This is a genomic window from Microbacterium sp. USTB-Y (assembly GCF_023703415.1).
Taxonomy (GTDB): Bacteria; Actinomycetota; Actinomycetes; order Actinomycetales; family Microbacteriaceae; genus Microbacterium.
The window spans coordinates 136,718-153,662 of record NZ_JAGMTU010000006.1; the positions used below are offsets into that span (position 1 = coordinate 136,718).

Consider the following 16,945-nt stretch of genomic DNA (forward strand, 5'->3'; position numbering starts at 1 on the left):
ATGCTCGACGCCATCGGCATCGCGTACGGCGCCGATGAGCGCCCCGTCGATGCGCTCATGCGCGAGGCCGTGCCCGCTTCGATCCGCTCGGCGGCAGACCGCGTCAGCGTGCTTCCGGCCGCCGCGAGCGAGGCCGAGGCCCTCGCCGAGCTGCGCGCCCTGGCCGACGGCAACACGGTGAACCGCGCCATGATCGGCCTGGGCTATTACGGCACCATCACGCCGAGCGTGATCCAGCGCAACGTGCTGGAGAACCCGTCCTGGTACACGGCCTACACGCCCTATCAGCCGGAGATCTCGCAGGGCCGGCTCGAGGCGCTGATCAACTTCCAGACCATGGTCTCGGAGCTGACCGGCCTCGACACCGCGAACGCGTCGATGCTCGACGAGTCCTCCGCGGTCGCCGAGGGCATGCTGCTCGCGCGGCGCGGATCCAAGTCCGCCTCCTCCGTCTTCGTGGTCGACGCCGATGCGCTCCCGCAGACCAAGGCACTGCTCGCGACGCGTGCCGACGCCGTCGGCATCGAGCTCGTCGAGCGCGATCTCGCCGCGGGCGAGACGCTGCCCGAGGAGCTGTTCGGCGTCTTCGTGCAGTACCCGGGCGCCTCCGGCCGGATCTGGGATCCGTCCGCGGTCATCGACGCGGCCCACCTCGCCGGCGCCCTCGCCGTCGTCGCGGCCGACCTGCTCGCGCTCACCCTGATCGCCTCGCCGGGATCGCTCGGCGCCGACGTCGCCGTGGGCACCACGCAGCGCTTCGGCGTGCCGATGGGCTTCGGCGGGCCGCACGCGGGCTACATGGCGGTGCGCAGCGGTCTGGAGCGGCAGCTCCCCGGTCGCCTCGTCGGCGTCTCGCAGGATGCGGACGGCCACCCGGCCTACCGCCTCGCGCTGCAGACCCGCGAGCAGCACATCCGCCGGGAGAAGGCCACCTCGAACATCTGCACCGCCCAGGTGCTGCTGGCCGTGATGGCCTCGATGTACGCGGTCTACCACGGCCCGGAGGGGCTCAGGGAGATCGCGACCGGCGTCGCGTCCAAGGCGCGCTTCCTGGCCACCCAGCTGGAGAAGGCCGGCGCCGAGATCGTGCACACGGACTACTTCGACACGATCACGGTCCGCGTCCCCGGCCGGGCGCAGGCGCTCGTCGCCGACGCCCACGCGGCGGGGATCCTGCTGAACCCGGTCGACGCCGACACGGTGAGCATCGCCGCCGACGAGACCACGACCTACGAGGACATCCTCGCGGTGGCGACGGTCTTCGGCGCGGGAGAGGGATCCTTCGCCTACATCCCGGTCACCAGCGTGCCCGCGGCCCTCGCCCGTCAGGACGAGTACCTCACGCATCCCGTGTTCCACGCGCACCGCTCGGAGACCGCCATGATGCGGTATCTGAAGAGCCTCGCGGACCGGGACTACGCGCTCGACCGCGGCATGATCCCGCTCGGATCCTGCACGATGAAGCTCAACGCGGCGACCGAGATGGCGGCGATCACCTGGCCCGAGTTCGCGCAGCTGCACCCGTTCGCCCCGGAGGCGGACGTGCGCGGCACGCTCGAGCTGATCGACCAGCTCGAGGCGTGGCTCGCCGACGTGACCGGTTACGACGCGGTGTCCCTGCAGCCGAACGCCGGTTCGCAGGGAGAGCTCGCGGGCCTGCTCGCGATCCGCGGCTACCACCTCGCGAACGGCGACGATCACCGCACGGTGTGCCTGATCCCGTCGTCCGCGCACGGCACCAACGCCGCCTCGGCGGTGCTGGCCGGCATGAAGGTGGTCGTCGTCGCGACCGATGAGCTGGGCAACGTCGACCTCGACGACGTGCGCGCCAAGATCGCGCAGCACGCCGACGAGATCGCTGCGCTCATGATCACCTACCCGTCCACGCACGGCGTGTACGAGCACGACGTGCTCGACATCACGGCGGCGGTGCACGCGGCCGGCGGTCAGGTGTACATCGACGGCGCGAACCTCAACGCGCTGCTCGGCTACTCCCGGTTCGGCGACCTGGGCGGCGACGTCTCGCACCTCAACCTGCACAAGACGTTCGCGATCCCGCACGGCGGCGGCGGCCCCGGTGTGGGCCCGGTCGCGGCCAAGGCGCACCTCGCTCCGTACCTGCCCGGGCACCCGCAGGCCCAGCGCGAGACGCACGCGGGCGGCTACGTCTTCGAGGGCGGTCCGGTCTCCGCGGCGCCGTACGGCTCCGCCGGTGTGCTGCCGATCTCGTGGGCGTACGTGCGCATGATGGGCGCCGACGGCCTGCGCGACGCGACGGCGGCGGCGGTCCTCGCGGCCAACTACGTCGCCGCGCGCCTGGGCGAGCACTACCCGGTGCTGTACTCGGGGGAACAGGGCCGGGTGGCGCACGAGTGCATCCTCGACCTGCGCCCGCTCAAGGAGGCGACCGGGATCACCGTGGACGACGTGGCCAAGCGCCTCATCGACTACGGCTTCCACGCCCCGACCATGTCGTTCCCCGTCGCGGGCACGCTCATGGTGGAGCCCACGGAGTCGGAGGACCTCGGTGAGCTGGAGCGCTTCGTCGAGGCCATGATCCAGATCAGGGCCGAGGCGGCCGAGGTCGCCGCGGGCGTCTGGCCGGCCGACGACAACCCGCTCGTGCACGCACCGCACACCGCGGCCTCGCTGCTCATGGGGGAGTGGGATCACGCCTACTCCCGCGAGCAGGCGGCCTACCCGACGCATGCGCTCATCGCGGGCAAGTACTGGCCGCCGGTGCGTCGCATCGACAACGCCTACGGCGACCGCAACCTGGTGTGCGCCTGCCCGCCCGTGGAGGCGTTCGCGCTGTAGTCGTCGGGACCCGATGAAGAGCCGTCGAGACGCCCCGGAATCCGCTTCCGGGGCGTCTCGTCGTTCAGGTCACCAGTGAATAACGGTTAACGCCGCGCATTCGTGCGATCCGCGGATCGGCGGTTAGGCTCGAGTATCCCTGAGCACTCGACGACGAGTGCGCAGATTGCTGTCAATTGTCCACAGGAGGACACAACGTGAAGCGCAACAAGATCGCCCTCGCGGGCATCGGGCTGCTTGCGGCGGGCGCACTCGCCCTCGCCGGCTGCTCCAGCAAGTCCGGCGGCGACGCCACCGCCTCGACGGGTGGGGACTCGAAGTCGATCATCCGTGTGAGCGGAAGCGAGCCCGAGAACCCGCTGCTCCCCGCCAACACCAACGAGGTCGGCGGCGGCAAGATCCTCGACTCGATCTTCGCCGGTCTGGCGTTCTACGACGCCAAGGGCAAGCTCGTCAACGACATGGCCGAATCGATCAAGGTCGACGACGCCAGTGACCTCACGATCAAGGTCAAGCAGGGCAACACCTTCTCCAACGGCGAGAAGGTCACCGCCGACAGCTTCATCAACGCCTGGCAGTACGGTGCGCTGTTCTCGAACAAGCAGCTCAACCAGTCCTGGTTCAGCGACATCGAGGGCTTCAGCGCCGACGCGGACTCCCCGCTGACCGGTCTGAAGAAGGTCGACGACTACACCTTCACGATCAAGCTCTCCAACCCGGTCGCGGCGGACTTCTCGCAGCGTCTCGGCTACTCGGCGTACTACCCGATCCCCGAGGCCGGTCTGAAGGACATGGCCGCGTTCGGCGAGAACCCGATCGGCAACGGCCCGTACAAGTTCGCCAAGACGGGCGCGTGGCAGCACAAGGTCGAGCTCGACCTCGTCAAGAGCGACAGCTACAAGGGTGCGCGTCAGGCCAAGAACGGCGGCGTGACCTTCGTGTTCTACGCGACCGCCGACGCCGCGTACGCCGACCTGCAGAGCAACAAGGTCGACGTCATCGACCTGATTCCCGCCTCGGCGCAGCAGACGTTCGAGTCCGACCTGGGCGACCGTGCGGTCAACCAGCCGGCGGCGATCTTCCAGTCGTTCACCCTTCCGGGCAACCTGGCGCACTTCACGGGCGACGAGGGCAAGCTCCGCAAGGAGGCGATCTCGCTCGCCATCGACCGCGCGGCGATCACGAAGACGATCTTCAACAACACCCGCACCCCGGCCAGCGACTTCACCTCGCCGGTCATCGCGGGCTGGTCGGACTCGCTCAAGGGCGCCGACGTGCTGAAGTTCGACGCCAAGAAGGCGAAGGAGCTGTGGGCCGAGGCCGACAAGATCTCGCCGTGGTCCGGTAAGTTCCAGATCGCGTACAACTCCGACTCCTCCCACCAGGCGTGGGTCGACGCGGTCTCGAACCAGCTGAAGAACAACCTCGGCATCGACGCCTCGGGCAACCCCTACGTCGACTTCGCCTCGCTCCGCAAGGACGTGAACGCCCGCACCATCCAGACCGCGTTCCGCACCGGCTGGCAGGCGGACTACCCGGCGCAGTACAACTTCCTGCAGCCGCTCTACGGCACCAAGGCCTCGTCGAACGACAGCGACTACTCGAACCCCGAGTTCGACGCGCTGCTCGCGAAGGGCGCTTCGGCTTCCGACCAGTCCGAGGCCACGAAGGACTACTCGCAGGCGCAGGAGATCCTCCTCCAGGACCTCCCGGCGATCCCGCTGTGGTACTCCAACGTGAACGGCGGCTTCGCCAAGGGCGTGAACAACGTCCAGTTCGGTTGGAACTCGGTTCCGCTGTACTACGAGATCACCAAGGGCTGACCGGCCCGAGGGATCACACCCGCGAGGCGGTGACGACCACGTCACCGCCTCGCGCGCTGTCAAAACAGCGCAAACCCAAAGTGTCGTGCACGTCGAACACGTGACACGATTCTCTCAGCGAGGCGTCGCACCCGCACAGATCGTGCCGGGGACCCGAGGCGCCTCCTCATCTGGAGGGAGGGCGAATGTTCGGATATATCCTCAAACGCCTCTTGCAGGTCATCCCCGTGTTCCTCGGGGCCACCCTGCTCATCTACTTTCTGGTGTTCGCCATGCCCGGCGACCCGATCGCGGCGCTCTTCGGCGACAAGCAGCCGAGCCCGCAGCTGCACGCGGCTCTCACGGCTCAGTACCACCTGGACCAGCCGTTCATCGTGCAGTACTGGTACTACCTGGTCGGCATCTTCCAGGGGAACATGGGCACCACGTTCTCCGGCCGGTCCGTCAATGACGTGCTCGCGGCGACGCTGCCGGTCACGGGGCGTCTGGCAGTCATGGCGATCGCGCTCGAGTTCGTGCTCGCGATCATCATCGGCACCTTCTCCGCGCTGCGCAAGGGCAAGATCTTCGACAACTCGATGCTCGTCTTGTCGCTGATCTTCATCTCGATCCCGATCTTCGTCATCGCGTTCCTCGCGCAGTACTTCCTCGCGGTCAAGCTGCAGTGGTTCAGCCCGACCGTGGGCGCCGACAACGACTGGGGCGACCTCTGGCTGCCGGCGATCGTGCTCGGCGTCAGCCTGTACGCGACGAGCATGCGGCTGATGCGCGGCTCGGTCATCGACACGCTCAACCAGGACTGGGTGCGCACCGCCTACAGCAAGGGTCTGCCGCGACGACGCGTCATCCCCGTGCACGTGCTGCGCAACTCCCTGATCCCGGTGATCACCAACTCCGCCACGAACTTCGGCGTGCTGCTCGTCGGCGCCACCGTCACCGAGGGGATCTTCAACGTCCCCGGCGTCGGCAACACGCTGTTCCACGCGATCCAGCAGCACGAGGGACCGACCGTGGTGTCCTTCGTGACCGTGTTCGTGATCATCTACGTGCTCGTCAACCTGCTCGTGGATCTGCTGTACGGCCTGCTCGACCCGAGGATCCGCTATGTCTGACACCAGCGCGACGCACTACGTCGCACCCATCCCCGAGGGCACCGTCGCCGTCGACGCCATCAAGATCGCGGACAAGCCGTCCAACCTCTGGCGCGACGCCTGGTCCGACATCCGCAAGCGTCCGATGTTCTGGATCTCGTTGGTGATCGTGCTCATCGTGCTCCTGATGGCCGTCTGGCCGACGCTGTTCACGCAGACGCCGCCGAACAACAACTGCCAGCTGTCGAACTCGAACGGCGGTCCCGCAGCCGGGCATCCGCTCGGCTTCACCTTCCAGGGCTGCGACATCTACGCCCGCACCGTGTGGGGAGCGAGGACGTCGCTTTCCGTCGGCATCATCGCGACGCTCATCGGTTCGATCATCGGCCTCGTCATGGGCGCCCTGGCCGGCTTCTACGGAGGCTGGCTGGATGGGGTGCTGTCCCGCGTGGGCGACATCTTCTTCTCGATTCCCTACATCCTCGCAGCGGTCGTCGTGATGAGCGTTTTTGCGCAGTACCGCAACGTGTTCACGCTGGCGTTCGCGATCGGCGGGTTCGCATGGGCGTCCACGGCGCGCGTGGTGCGTGCGGAAGTCCTGAGAGTGCGCCAGGCCGATTTCGTGACGGCCTCGCGAGCGCTCGGGAAGTCGCGCTTCGGCACGCTCATCTCGCACGTCATCCCGAACGCGATCGCACCGCTGCTCGTGATCACCACGCTGAGCCTCGCCGCCGCGATCGTCGCCGAGGCGACTCTGTCGTATCTCGGTGTGGGACTCGGATCCGACACGATGAGTTGGGGAAATGACATCGGCCAGGCCCAGGCCTCGCTGCGCGTCGCCCCGATGGCGCTCATCTACCCTTCGATCGCGCTGACCATCACGGTGCTCGCGTTCATCATGCTGGGCGAGCTCGTGCGAGACGCCCTCGACCCGAGAGCGAGGGCCCGTCGATGACTGCGATGACCGACACACCGCTTCTTCAGATCCGCGATCTGAGGATCGCCTTCGACACGCAGAAGAGCTCGCGCGAGGTCGTGCACGGCGTCAACCTCGAGCTGTATGCGGGCGAGACGCTGGCGATCGTGGGCGAGTCCGGTTCGGGCAAGTCCACCACGGCCTCCGCGATCATCAATCTGCTGCCTGGAACCGGGCACGTGACCGCGGGCAGCATCATGCTCGACGGTCAGGAGCTGACCTCGCTCACCGAGGGGCAGATGGAGAAGATCCGCGGTCGCGAAATCGGGTACGTGCCCCAGGACCCGATGTCCAACCTCAACCCCGTGTGGTCGATCGGCTTCCAGGTCAAGGAGGCGATCCGTGCGAACGGGCTCGCCCAGGGCCGCAAGGAGATCGAGGCCCGCGCGATCGAGGTGCTCCAGCAGGCGGGACTCGCGGACGCGGCCAAGCGCCTGCACCAGTACCCGCATCAGTTCTCCGGCGGCATGCGCCAGCGCGCGCTCATCGGCATCGGCCTCGCGGCCGACCCGAAGCTGCTCATCGCGGACGAGCCCACCTCGGCGCTCGACGTGACCGTGCAGCGCGTGATCCTGGACCACCTCGCGGGGCTCACCAAGGAGAAGGGCACCGCGGTGCTCCTGATCACGCATGACCTGGGGCTCGCGGCCGAGCGCGCCGAGAAGATCATCGTCATGCAGAACGGCGAGATCGTCGAGGCGGGACCGAGCCGGGAGATCCTGGAGAACCCGCTGCATCCGTACACGAAGAAGCTCGTGGCCGCAGCCCCGAGCATCGCTTCGCAGCGGATCCAGGCCGTGGTCGAGAAGCGCGGCATCGAGACGAGCGAGGACATCGCGGGCATCCCGCCGACCGTCAGCGTGCGCGAGCTCACCAAGGACTACAAGATCCGTCAGGGGTCGTTCCGCAGTGTGCCGTTCCGTGCCGTCGACGCCGTGTCCTTCGACATCCCGCGCGGCAAGACGCTCGCCCTCGTGGGCGAGTCGGGCTCGGGCAAGTCGACCGTCGCCAAGATGGTCCTCAAGCTCGAGGAGCCGAGCTCGGGAACGATCCAGATCGATGGCGCCGACATCTCGGGTCTCTCCGGACGCGAGACCCTGGCGCTGCGCCGGCGCATGCAGCCGGTCTTCCAGGATCCCTATGGGTCCATGGACCCGCTGCGCAACATCGGCAACACGATCTCGGAGCCGCTGGACATCCACGGCGTGGGCGACCAGGCGTCGCGCCGCGCGCGGGTGCTCGAGCTGCTGGATCAGGTCTCGCTGCCGCGGGAGCTGGCGACGCGGTATCCGAACGAGCTGTCCGGCGGTCAGCGTCAGCGCGTCGCGATCGCGCGTGCGCTCGCGCTCAAGCCCGACATCGTCGTCCTCGACGAGGCGGTCTCCGCGCTCGACGTGCTGGTGCAGGACCAGATCCTGAAGCTGCTCGCCGAGCTGCAGAGCGAGCTCGACCTCACGTACCTGTTCATCACGCACGACCTCGCCGTCGTGCGCGTCGCCGCCGACCTGGTGTGCGTGATGGAGAAGGGCAAGCTGGTCGAGCAGGGCACGGTGGACGGGATCTTCGCGAACCCGCAGCAGGAGTACACGGAGCGCCTGCTCCAGGCCATCCCGGGCGTCTCGATCGCCCTGGGCGGTCGCAGCGCGTGAGCTCGATGGATCAGACGCCCGTGGGCGCGCGGACCTACCGCGCGACCACGGGTGTCGCCGTTCTCGTCGTGTGCGCGGTGCTGTCCGTGTTCCTGCTCGGCGACGCGGTGGTGCGGGGCAGCTGGGGGCTCATGCTCCTGTTCGTGCCCTGGGTCCTGCTCGTGCTGTGGCTCATCTACGTGGTGAGCGTGGCGTCGATGGTGCACGTCGACGAGGAGGGCGCCTCGGTGCAGAACTTCCTGCGCCGCACCCGCTTCGGCTGGCGCAGGGTCACCGAGCTCGATCTGCGCTGGCAGCTGGACTTCACACTCGACGACGGCCGGAAGCTCGCCTGCTGGGGCGGCCCGGGCCGGATCCAGTCGCCACGGATGAAGCGCTCGGGCGAGGTCACCGTTCCGCAGAGTCTGCAGGCGCTCACCGACGTGCGCGCCCGCTGGGAGAACGCGGTGGAGCGCCCGGTCGGCACGACGGGCGAGGGCGTGGACGCCTCCATCCGGCGCAGCTGGGACTGGCCGGCGATCGGCGCGCTGGTCGTCATCGTCGTCTGGGCCGCGATCGCGATCGCCGTCACCCGCTGACCCGGCCGTCCGTCCGGTCCGTTCGTCCGGCGTGCGGCCGTCCGTTGGTACCTTGCTCCGGCCGTCCGGCGGGCGACCGTGAGACCGAGTTTCCGTGCCGAGACTCGCGATCGCATCGTCGGTCTCGTGCGCCAGGTTCGGTCTCACGGTGCGGTGGCCGCGCACCGTCACGCGAGATCCCGGAGCGTCGCGAGTAGCGCCGCGTCCCGGCGATGCGGGCGCGGCACGCCGGCGCTCATCAGGATGCCGGTGAGGATGGCGAAGTCCCGGACCTCGCTCCAGCCCCAGTGCAGGAGGCCCGAGGCCTGGCGGCGCAGACGGGAGTCCCGCTGCTTCTCCCGCATGATCGCGCTCATCGGATCCTGAAGCGTTCCGTCGTACTTGATCCGGCCATCGGCCTCGCCGATGATCCTCCTGCTCCGCCAGAAGAAGTCCGCGCGATCGACGCATCCCTCCAGGTGGAACTCGACCTGGAGCTCGGGAAGCTCGAACCCCGCCGCCTCCATGACTCCGAGGCTCAGCGACTCCAGCGGACTCTCGGGCACGCCGGTCGCGCGTTCGAGCGCCCATCGTGCATTCCTGCGACCGCGTGAGGTCTCACGGCTCTCGTTGAGAGCTCGCAGCTCGTCCGGCCTCGGATTCCTGGCGCGACGAAGCAGCGCGTCGACGTACGCGAGGCCCTCGATCGGCGGGACGGAGCGCGCGACATCCACGGCCGTATCCGGGATCCCGGTGAGCAGTGTTCCGCCGACCTCCTCGATCACGCGCTCGTGGCCGCCGGTGTGGACACGGATCCTGCCGGCGAGCCGACTGGATCCGAGGGGTTCGAGCACATGGACCGGCTCATCGGGCCGGCCGAGATAGACGCCGCGCAGGGCGGCCGCGGAGACGCCGCAGAACACGGCGTCCGGCTTCTTCAGCGCCACGGCATGGACGTGCGCGAGGTAGCGAGCCCACGGCGGCAGCGTCTGCCAGCGTTTCGACTCGGCATAGACACCGGGCATGATCCGGATGATCTCGCCGCGATGCCAGGCCCGGTTCAGGCGACTCGCGTTCAGCGGGCTGCGCTCTCGTAGCAGTTCGATCGGGACGGGGGCGATCCCGTCGACAGCGATGGATTCGGAGGTGCCGTTCATCCCCCTGATTCTCACCACGCTCCGGACGACCCGGGGGCCCATCGCCGCAACGGTGAGGAACCCGCCGCACCTCCCGCCTGTGGAGGACGACAGCCGTCGTCAGCGAGACCGAACTCCCGTCCCGAAACCGACGTTGGCAACGCGGGTCTCGGGACGCAGGTTCGGTCTCGCGGTCAGGGGGCGGGACGGGGCGACGGGACGGGACGGGGCGGGGCGACGGGGCGACGGGGCGGGGCGGGGGTCAGTGACCGCCGATCCCGAACAGGGACGGCCACAGGGCCGCGACCACGGGGTAGCCGACGAACGCGGCGGCGTCGATGAGGAAGTGCGCCACGAGGAACGGCAGCAGGCGGCCGCTGCGCAGGAAGAGGGTGCCGAACAGGAGGCCCATCGCGAGGTTGCCGACGAAACCCGGCAGGCCCTGGTACAGGTGGTAGCTCGCGCGGAGGACGGACGTGCCGAGCACGATGGCCCAGGGGCTCCAGCCGAGCTGGCGCAGGCGGGCGAACAGGTACCCGAGGACGACGAACTCCTCCTGCAGCGCCGCGCGGGCCGCCGACAGCAGCAGCACGGGGATCGTCCACCAGTAGGCGCTCGCGGATCCCGCATCCACGGCGAGCGACAGTCCGAGCGCGCGCCCCGCGACGTACAGCGCGAGGCCGGGGACGCCGATCGCGAGCACGAGGCCAGTGCCCCAGGCCGTATCGCGTCCGATGCGGCGGCCGTCGAGGCCGAGTGCGCCCAGATGCGGCCGCGTCGGGCGCCACAGCAGGAAGCACACCAGCAGCACGGGCGCCACGGCGAAGGCGAGACCGAGCAGCTGGTAGAGGAGGTCGAAGACCTCCCGGCTGGACAGTGCGGGGTTCAGGGACGTGCTCTGCTGCGCGATCGGCGTGGAGCGGGTCGCGCTGTCGATGAGCTGCACGATCGCGTACACGGCGGACTGGCCCAGCCCGAGCGCGAGCACGATCGCGATCTCCCAGCCGATCCGGATCCGGGACGGGGCATCCGGCGGGGACAGGGGGACCGCGATCTTCATGTGATGAGCGTACGGGGCCGTCTGATGAGCGTAAGGCTCCGTCCAGGTGCCGTGTTGTATCCTGAAGAGTCCGGAATCCCGGGCGAAACCCCATCTGCATTGGATTCCTTCATGGCGCACGCCCTCCGTTCCGATCTCCGCAACGTCGCCATCGTCGCGCACGTCGACCACGGCAAGACCACGCTGGTCGACGCCATGCTCCGCCAGACCGGATCCTTCGGCGAGCACGCGCACGTCGAAGAGCGCGCGATGGACTCCAACGACCTGGAGCGTGAGAAGGGCATCACGATCCTCGCCAAGAACACGGCGATCACCTACAACGGCGCGCACACCGACACCCCGATCACGATCAACGTGATCGACACCCCGGGTCACGCCGACTTCGGCGGCGAGGTCGAGCGCGGCCTGTCCATGGTCGACGGCGTGGTGCTGCTCGTCGACGCGTCCGAGGGCCCGCTGCCGCAGACCCGCTTCGTGCTGCGCAAGGCGCTCGAGGCCAAGCTCCCGGTCATCCTGCTCGTGAACAAGACCGACCGTCCCGACGCGCGCATCGCCGAGGTCGAGGAGGAGGCGCACGACCTGCTGCTGGGCCTCGCATCCGACCTCGTCGACGACGTCCCCGACCTCGATGTCGACGCCCTGCTCGACGTCCCCGTGGTGTACGCTTCGGGCCGCGCCGGCGCGGCCTCGCGCACGCGTCCCGAGAACGGCTCGCTGCCCGACAACGACAACCTCGAGCCGCTGTTCGAGGCGATCCTCGAGCACGTGCCGGCTCCCGCCTACGACGACGAGGCGCCGCTGCAGGCCTGGGTCACGAACCTCGACTCCTCGCCCTTCCTCGGCCGCCTCGCGCTGCTGCGCGTCTTCAACGGCACGCTGAAGAAGGGGCAGACCGTCGCCTGGGTGCGCGGTGACGGCTCGACGAGCAACGCCCGCATCACGGAGCTGCTGAAGACCCGCGCCCTCGAGCGCTACCCCGCGGAGGAGGCCGGCCCCGGCGACATCGTCGCGATCGCCGGCATCGCCGACATCACGATCGGCGAGACGATCGCGGATCCCGAGGACGTGCGTCCGCTCCCGGCCATCACGGTCGACGACCCCGCGATCTCGATGACGATCGGCACCAACACCTCGCCCCTCATGGGCAAGGTCAAGGGCCACAAGCTCACGGCGCGCATGGTGAAGGACCGCCTGGACCGCGAGCTCATCGGAAACGTCTCGCTCAAGGTCGAGGACATCGGGCGTCCGGACGCGTGGGAGGTGCAGGGCCGCGGCGAGCTCGCGCTCGCGATCCTCGTCGAGAACATGCGTCGCGAGGGCTTCGAGCTCACCGTCGGCAAGCCGCAGGTGGTCACGAAGAAGATCGACGGCAAGACCTACGAGCCGTTCGAGCACCTCACGATCGACACGCCGGAGGAGCACCTCGGCGCGATCACCCAGCTCCTCGCGAACCGCAAGGGGCGCATGGACAACATGACCAACCACGGCACCGGCTGGGTGCGCATGGAGTTCATCGTCCCCTCGCGCGGGCTCATCGGCTTCCGCAGCGAGTTCCTCACCACGACCCGCGGCACCGGCATCGCGAACGCGATCTCGCACGGCTACGAGCCGTGGGCCGGTCAGATCACGACGCGCCAGAACGGCTCGATCGTCGCCGACCGCTCCGGCGTGGTCACCCCCTTCGCGATGATCGCCCTGCAGGAGCGCATGTCGTTCTTCGTGCAGCCCACCGAAGAGGTCTACGAGGGCATGGTCATCGGCGAGAACTCGCGCGCCGACGACATGGACGTGAACATCACCAAGGAGAAGAAGCTCACCAACATGCGCTCCTCCACGGCCGACAACTTCGAGTCGATGACGCCGCCGCGCCTGCTGACCCTCGAGGAGAGCCTCGAGTTCGCCCGTGACGACGAATGCGTCGAGGTCACCCCCGAGAAGGTCCGCATCCGCAAGGTGATCCTGGACGCGACCGTCCGCGGCCGCGAGGCCTCGCGTCAGAAGCGCCAGGACTCGGGCGCCTGATCCGCGCAAAGGCCCGTCTGCTCCGGCAGGCGGGCCTTTCTCGTGCGCGGCGCCGGTCAGCGCAGCTCGGAGACGAGCACGGCGGAGGTGCCGGGCTCGAGCGCCTCGAAGACGTGCCCGGCGTCGCCCGGGTAGGACAGATAGTCGCCGGGGCGCAGTTCGACGGCCCCGTCCGCCGGGCCGACCAGCGCGCGCCCGCTGATCAGCACCACGTGCTCGGTGGTGCCGACGTGGTGCGGCTGGGAGCGGCGCGGCTCGCCGGGCTCCGCCTGGATGATGTACAGGTCGCGTCGGGCACCCGGGGGACAGGCCGCGATCAGCGTCGCCAGATACTGTGCCGCTGCCGAGGGCACGCCGGCGTGCTCGCCGGCGCGGATCAGGGTCGGGGCGCTGACGCGCTCCTCGACGAATGCGGCGAAGGGGAGGCCCAGCGCGTCGGCGATCGCCCACAGCGTCTCGACGCTCGGGCCGGTGGATCCGCTCTCCAGCTGCGACACCGTGGCCTTGGAGACGCCGGCGCGGCGTGCGAGCTCGGACACGGAGATCCCGGCCGTCTCGCGTTCGCGACGGAGGGATCGGGAGATGCGCTCGCGGAGATCATCCATGCGGCCAGTATTCCAAACGATCGTTCGCCTTGACAAACATTGCGCCGATGTTCAGAATGATCGTCATGCGTTCAGAGGAGCGAACGGTCGACCGTGACGGCGACGAGATCGCCGCAGAGGTCCGCGGCGCGCGCCGTGAGGCGCTCGGCGTCGCCCTCGCCACCAGCGCCTACGGCGTGTCGTTCGGGGCGCTGGCCGTCGCCAGCGGCTTCGACGTGTGGCAGACCTGCGTGCTCAGTCTGCTCATGTTCACCGGCGGGTCGCAGTTCGCCTTCGTCGGTGTGATCGGCGCCGGCGGGATCGCGGCGGCGCCGGCGGCGATCGCCTCGGCGCTGCTGCTGGGCGTGCGCAACGTCGCCTACGGCATGCGGATGTCTCCGGTGATCGGCCGTGGTGCGCTCAAGCGCGCCGCCGCCGCCCCCTTCACCATCGACGAGTCCACCGCGGTCTCGCTCGCGCAGACCTCGCCGCGGGCCCGCACCCTCGGCTTCTGGATCACCGGGCTCGGCATCTACGCCGGCTGGAATCTGACGACGCTGCTCGGCGCGCTGCTCGGCGACGTCCTCGGGGATCCCAGGACCTATGGCCTGGACGCGGCGGCGGCCGCGGCGTTCCTCGCCCTGCTCTGGCCCCGGCTGCGCCGACGCCAGGCGATCGCGGTGGGGATCGCCGCCGCGACCGTGGCGACCGCGCTCACGCCCGTGCTGATCCCCGGGCTGCCGGTGCTCGTCGCCGCGCTCGTGGCCGTCGTCGTCGGGTGGTTCAACTGGCTGGGGCGCGAGGGAGCCGAACCGGCGGGGGGAGAGGCATGACGCTGTGGAACGCGGTGCTGCTCGCGGCGATCGGGTGTCTGGCGCTCAAGGCGGCCGGATACCTCGTGCCGGCCTCGGTGCTGGAGGCGCCGCGGCCGGCGCGCATCACGGATCTGCTCACCGTCGCCCTGCTGGCGGCCCTCGTCGCCGTGCAGGCGCTCGCCTCGGGGCAGCACATCGTCGTGGACGCACGGGTCCCTGCGGTGCTCGTGGCCGCCGGGCTGCTGTGGCTGCGGCAGTCGTTCCTCGTCGTGGTGATCGCCGCGGCCGTGGTGGCCGCCCTTCTGCGCCTGGTGGGCTGGGCGGCCTGAGGGCGGCGGACAGGGTGGCCGCGTAAGCTCGAGGCGTGCGCGGATCCTGGCTCAATCGAGTGCTCTCCTGGGTGGCCCTGCTGATCGTGGGCGTGGTCTTCGGGCTCGCCGCGACCGTCACTCACGCCTCCTCGCTCTGGGGCTTCGGCTGGGCGGGCATCGTGCTCGGCGTGATCGCGTGCGGCGGGATGCTCCTGGCGGTGCGCCTGCTGCTGCGCGACCGCTGGGCGGCGCTCCTCACCGGCCTGGGCATGCTCGCGGGGATGATCGTGATCTCCGGACGCGGCCCGGGCGGCTCGGTGATCGTGCCGAACGACCTGCTGGGCGTCGTGTGGACCTGGACGGTCGCCGGGATGGTGCTGCTCGTCGCAGCCTGGCCCGACTTCTCGCGCATCCGCCGGATCCAGCAGGAGCAGGCCGCCCTTCGACAGGCTCAGGGGCCGGCGGACAGGCAGGGGTCGGGGGAGAGGCAGGATCCTCGGGGTCAGGGAGAGGCTCCCGCCGACGGGTCGTAGACTGGGGCGGTGACCTATGTGATCGCTCTTCCCTGTGTCGACGTCAAGGACCGCGCGTGCGTCGACGAGTGCCCTGTGGACTGCATCTACGAGGGTGAGCGCTCTTTGTACATCCACCCCGACGAGTGCGTGGACTGCGGCGCCTGCGAGCCGGTCTGCCCCGTGGAGGCGATCTACTACGAGGACGACCTGCCCGAGGAGTGGGCCGACTACTACAAGGCGAACGTCGAGTTCTTCGACGAGATCGGGTCCCCGGGCGGCGCCGCCAAGGTCGGCGTGATCCATCACGACCACGCGGTCATCGCCGCTCTCCCGCCTCAGGGCGAGTGACGTCATGAGCGTCCGCGACCTCGCCGACTACCCCTGGGACGCGGTCGCCCCGTTCCGTGAGCGCGCGGCCGCGCATCCGGACGGGATCGTCGACCTCGCCATCGGATCGCCGGTGGATCCGACGCCCGAGATCATCCGCCGGGCGCTCTCCGAGGCCACGGACGCGCACTCCTACCCGCAGACCGTGGGCACTCCGGCGCTGCGGGAGGCGATCGTGGACTGGTACGCCCGACGCCGGGGCGTCCCCGACCTGCGCGTGGACAACGTCATGCCCACGATCGGCTCGAAGGAGCTGGTGGCCCTGCTCCCGACCCTGCTCGGCCTGGGCGAGGGGGACATCGTGGTGCAGCCGCGGGTCGCCTATCCGACCTACGCCGTCGGCGCACAGGTCGTCGGCGCGACCGTCGTCAGCGAGGACGACCCGGCGCTCTGGCCCGAGGGCGCGCGGCTCATCTGGATCAACACCCCCGGGAACCCCGACGGCCGTACCTGGACCGTCGAGGAGCTGACCGAGGCCGTGCGTCGTGCGCGGGAGCTGGGCGCCGTCCTCGCGAGCGACGAGTGCTACGCAGAGCTCGGCTGGGACGGGCCGTGGGCCACGGAACGCGTGCCGAGCGTGCTGGATCCTCGTGTCACCGGCGGTACCCGATCGGGCTTGCTCAGCGTCTACTCGCTGAGCAAGCAGTCGAACCTGGCCGGCTACCGGGCGGCGTTCGTGGCGGGGTGCGCTCGCATCGTCGGCGACATCCTCACGGCCCGCAAGCACCTCGGCCTGATGCCGCCGGCCCCCGTGCAGCACGCGATGGAGGTCGCCCTGCGCGACGACGAGCATGTGGCCGCGCAGAAGGAGCTGTACCGCCGGCGCCGGGATGCGCTGCGGCCGGCGCTCGTCGAGGCGGGCTTCCGGATCGACGGCTCCGAGGCCGGTCTCTATCTGTGGGCGACCGAGGGGCGCGACGCCTGGGAGTCGATGGGGCGCCTGGCGGACCTCGGGATCCTGGCCGGTCCGGGGCCGTTCTACGGCGGCCACTCCGCCGACCACGTGCGGCTGTCCCTCACGGCGCCGCTCGAGCGCATCGAGGCGGCAGCGCAGCGGCTCCGGGGGAGTGTTTCGTAGGTCTCCACAGTCGTTCCCGCTTCAGTCTTGGCTGTTTTCACAGTAGGACCGCACGGGGGATAGGCTGTAGAAGCGTCGCGATCCGGGCCCATCGGCACCGATCGCACATCCCCCAATCGACAGA

Annotated in this window: 15 protein-coding genes; 12 read left to right on the forward strand and 3 right to left on the reverse strand. The window is 69.5% G+C overall.

Features of this window, described 5'->3' with window-relative positions; genetic code table 11:
• The 6 genes from gcvP to J8G10_RS15620 all read left to right on the forward strand — a co-directional run bounded on the left by gcvP (position 1) and on the right by J8G10_RS15620 (position 8,934).
• A complete protein-coding gene (gene gcvP / locus J8G10_RS15595) occupies positions 1 to 2,817 on the forward strand; it encodes an aminomethyl-transferring glycine dehydrogenase (protein ID WP_251447275.1) in 2,817 nt (938 codons plus the stop codon).
• A gap of 197 nt (positions 2,818 to 3,014) precedes the next feature.
• Positions 3,015 to 4,640 (forward strand): ABC transporter substrate-binding protein, encoded by a 1,626-nt coding sequence (locus J8G10_RS15600; RefSeq protein WP_251446958.1) that lies wholly within the window; start codon positions 3,015 to 3,017, stop codon positions 4,638 to 4,640.
• A 185-nt stretch (positions 4,641 to 4,825) separates the two neighbouring features.
• Positions 4,826 to 5,752 carry an ABC transporter permease gene (locus J8G10_RS15605; RefSeq protein WP_251446961.1) on the forward strand — a complete coding sequence of 309 codons (927 nt, stop codon included), beginning with the start codon at positions 4,826 to 4,828 and terminating at the stop codon, positions 5,750 to 5,752.
• Positions 5,745 to 6,686, forward strand: a complete 942-nt coding sequence (locus J8G10_RS15610; RefSeq protein WP_251446964.1) for an ABC transporter permease — start codon at positions 5,745 to 5,747, stop codon at positions 6,684 to 6,686. Before J8G10_RS15605 ends, J8G10_RS15610 begins: the two co-directional genes overlap by 8 nt.
• Positions 6,683 to 8,356: a dipeptide ABC transporter ATP-binding protein gene (locus J8G10_RS15615; protein WP_374208785.1), complete on the forward strand. Its 1,674-nt coding sequence runs from the start codon at positions 6,683 to 6,685 to the stop codon at positions 8,354 to 8,356. Before J8G10_RS15610 ends, J8G10_RS15615 begins: the two co-directional genes overlap by 4 nt.
• A 20-nt stretch (positions 8,357 to 8,376) precedes the next feature.
• Positions 8,377 to 8,934, forward strand: a complete 558-nt coding sequence (locus J8G10_RS15620; protein ID WP_251446970.1) for a PH domain-containing protein — start codon at positions 8,377 to 8,379, stop codon at positions 8,932 to 8,934.
• Positions 8,935 to 9,101: 167 nt separating this feature from the next.
• Here the strand turns inward: J8G10_RS15620 and J8G10_RS15625 are convergent, their stop codons facing one another.
• Positions 9,102 to 10,070: a hypothetical protein gene (locus J8G10_RS15625; RefSeq protein ID WP_251446973.1), complete on the reverse strand. Its 969-nt coding sequence runs from the start codon at positions 10,068 to 10,070 to the stop codon at positions 9,102 to 9,104.
• A gap of 241 nt (positions 10,071 to 10,311) precedes the next feature.
• On the reverse strand, positions 10,312 to 11,109 hold the full coding sequence (locus J8G10_RS15630; protein ID WP_251446975.1) for a CPBP family intramembrane glutamic endopeptidase: 798 nt from the start codon (positions 11,107 to 11,109) through the stop codon (positions 10,312 to 10,314).
• A 111-nt stretch (positions 11,110 to 11,220) separates the two neighbouring features.
• On the opposite strand from J8G10_RS15630, the gene typA reads away from it, so the two are divergent.
• Entirely contained in the window at positions 11,221 to 13,131 is a 1,911-nt protein-coding gene (typA, locus tag J8G10_RS15635) for a translational GTPase TypA (RefSeq protein WP_251446979.1), read from the forward strand.
• A 56-nt stretch (positions 13,132 to 13,187) separates the two neighbouring features.
• On the opposite strand, the gene J8G10_RS15640 is transcribed toward typA, so the two are convergent.
• Positions 13,188 to 13,736 (reverse strand): helix-turn-helix domain-containing protein, encoded by a 549-nt coding sequence (locus tag J8G10_RS15640; RefSeq protein WP_251446982.1) that lies wholly within the window; start codon positions 13,734 to 13,736, stop codon positions 13,188 to 13,190.
• Positions 13,737 to 13,801: 65 nt separating this feature from the next.
• On the opposite strand from J8G10_RS15640, the gene J8G10_RS15645 reads away from it, so the two are divergent.
• The 5 genes from J8G10_RS15645 to dapC are packed head-to-tail and all read left to right on the forward strand — an operon-like array spanning position 13,802 to position 16,821.
• Positions 13,802 to 14,548 carry an AzlC family ABC transporter permease gene (locus tag J8G10_RS15645; RefSeq protein ID WP_251446986.1) on the forward strand — a complete coding sequence of 249 codons (747 nt, stop codon included), beginning with the start codon at positions 13,802 to 13,804 and terminating at the stop codon, positions 14,546 to 14,548.
• Positions 14,545 to 14,859, forward strand: coding sequence for an AzlD domain-containing protein (locus tag J8G10_RS15650; RefSeq protein ID WP_251446990.1), 315 nt, complete (start codon positions 14,545 to 14,547; stop codon positions 14,857 to 14,859). Before J8G10_RS15645 ends, J8G10_RS15650 begins: the two co-directional genes overlap by 4 nt.
• Positions 14,860 to 14,894: 35 nt before the next feature.
• Entirely contained in the window at positions 14,895 to 15,374 is a 480-nt protein-coding gene (locus tag J8G10_RS15655) for a histidinol dehydrogenase (RefSeq protein WP_251446993.1), read from the forward strand.
• Positions 15,375 to 15,383: 9 nt separating this feature from the next.
• Positions 15,384 to 15,704 (forward strand): ferredoxin, encoded by a 321-nt coding sequence (fdxA, locus tag J8G10_RS15660; RefSeq protein WP_251446996.1) that lies wholly within the window; start codon positions 15,384 to 15,386, stop codon positions 15,702 to 15,704.
• A 4-nt stretch (positions 15,705 to 15,708) separates the two neighbouring features.
• Complete coding sequence (gene dapC, locus J8G10_RS15665; protein WP_251446999.1) at positions 15,709 to 16,821, forward strand: succinyldiaminopimelate transaminase; 1,113 nt, start codon at positions 15,709 to 15,711, stop codon at positions 16,819 to 16,821.
• Positions 16,822 to 16,945 lie beyond the last annotated feature (124 nt).

What these genes read in the sequence shown, in the direction of transcription:
- gcvP (WP_251447275.1), top strand. Translation starts at nt 1, where the DNA reads ATGCTCGACGCCATCGGCATCGCGTACGGCGCCGATGAGCGCCCCGTC.
- J8G10_RS15605 (WP_251446961.1), top strand. Translation starts at nt 4,826, where the DNA reads ATGTTCGGATATATCCTCAAACGCCTCTTGCAGGTCATCCCCGTGTTC.
- J8G10_RS15610 (WP_251446964.1), top strand. Translation starts at nt 5,745, where the DNA reads ATGTCTGACACCAGCGCGACGCACTACGTCGCACCCATCCCCGAGGGC.
- J8G10_RS15615 (WP_374208785.1), top strand. Translation starts at nt 6,683, where the DNA reads ATGACTGCGATGACCGACACACCGCTTCTTCAGATCCGCGATCTGAGG.
- J8G10_RS15625 (WP_251446973.1), bottom strand. Translation starts at nt 10,070, where the DNA reads ATGAACGGCACCTCCGAATCCATCGCTGTCGACGGGATCGCCCCCGTC.
- J8G10_RS15630 (WP_251446975.1), bottom strand. Translation starts at nt 11,109, where the DNA reads ATGAAGATCGCGGTCCCCCTGTCCCCGCCGGATGCCCCGTCCCGGATC.
- typA (WP_251446979.1), top strand. Translation starts at nt 11,221, where the DNA reads ATGGCGCACGCCCTCCGTTCCGATCTCCGCAACGTCGCCATCGTCGCG.
- J8G10_RS15640 (WP_251446982.1), bottom strand. Translation starts at nt 13,736, where the DNA reads ATGGATGATCTCCGCGAGCGCATCTCCCGATCCCTCCGTCGCGAACGC.
- J8G10_RS15645 (WP_251446986.1), top strand. Translation starts at nt 13,802, where the DNA reads ATGCGTTCAGAGGAGCGAACGGTCGACCGTGACGGCGACGAGATCGCC.
- J8G10_RS15650 (WP_251446990.1), top strand. Translation starts at nt 14,545, where the DNA reads ATGACGCTGTGGAACGCGGTGCTGCTCGCGGCGATCGGGTGTCTGGCG.
- dapC (WP_251446999.1), top strand. Translation starts at nt 15,709, where the DNA reads ATGAGCGTCCGCGACCTCGCCGACTACCCCTGGGACGCGGTCGCCCCG.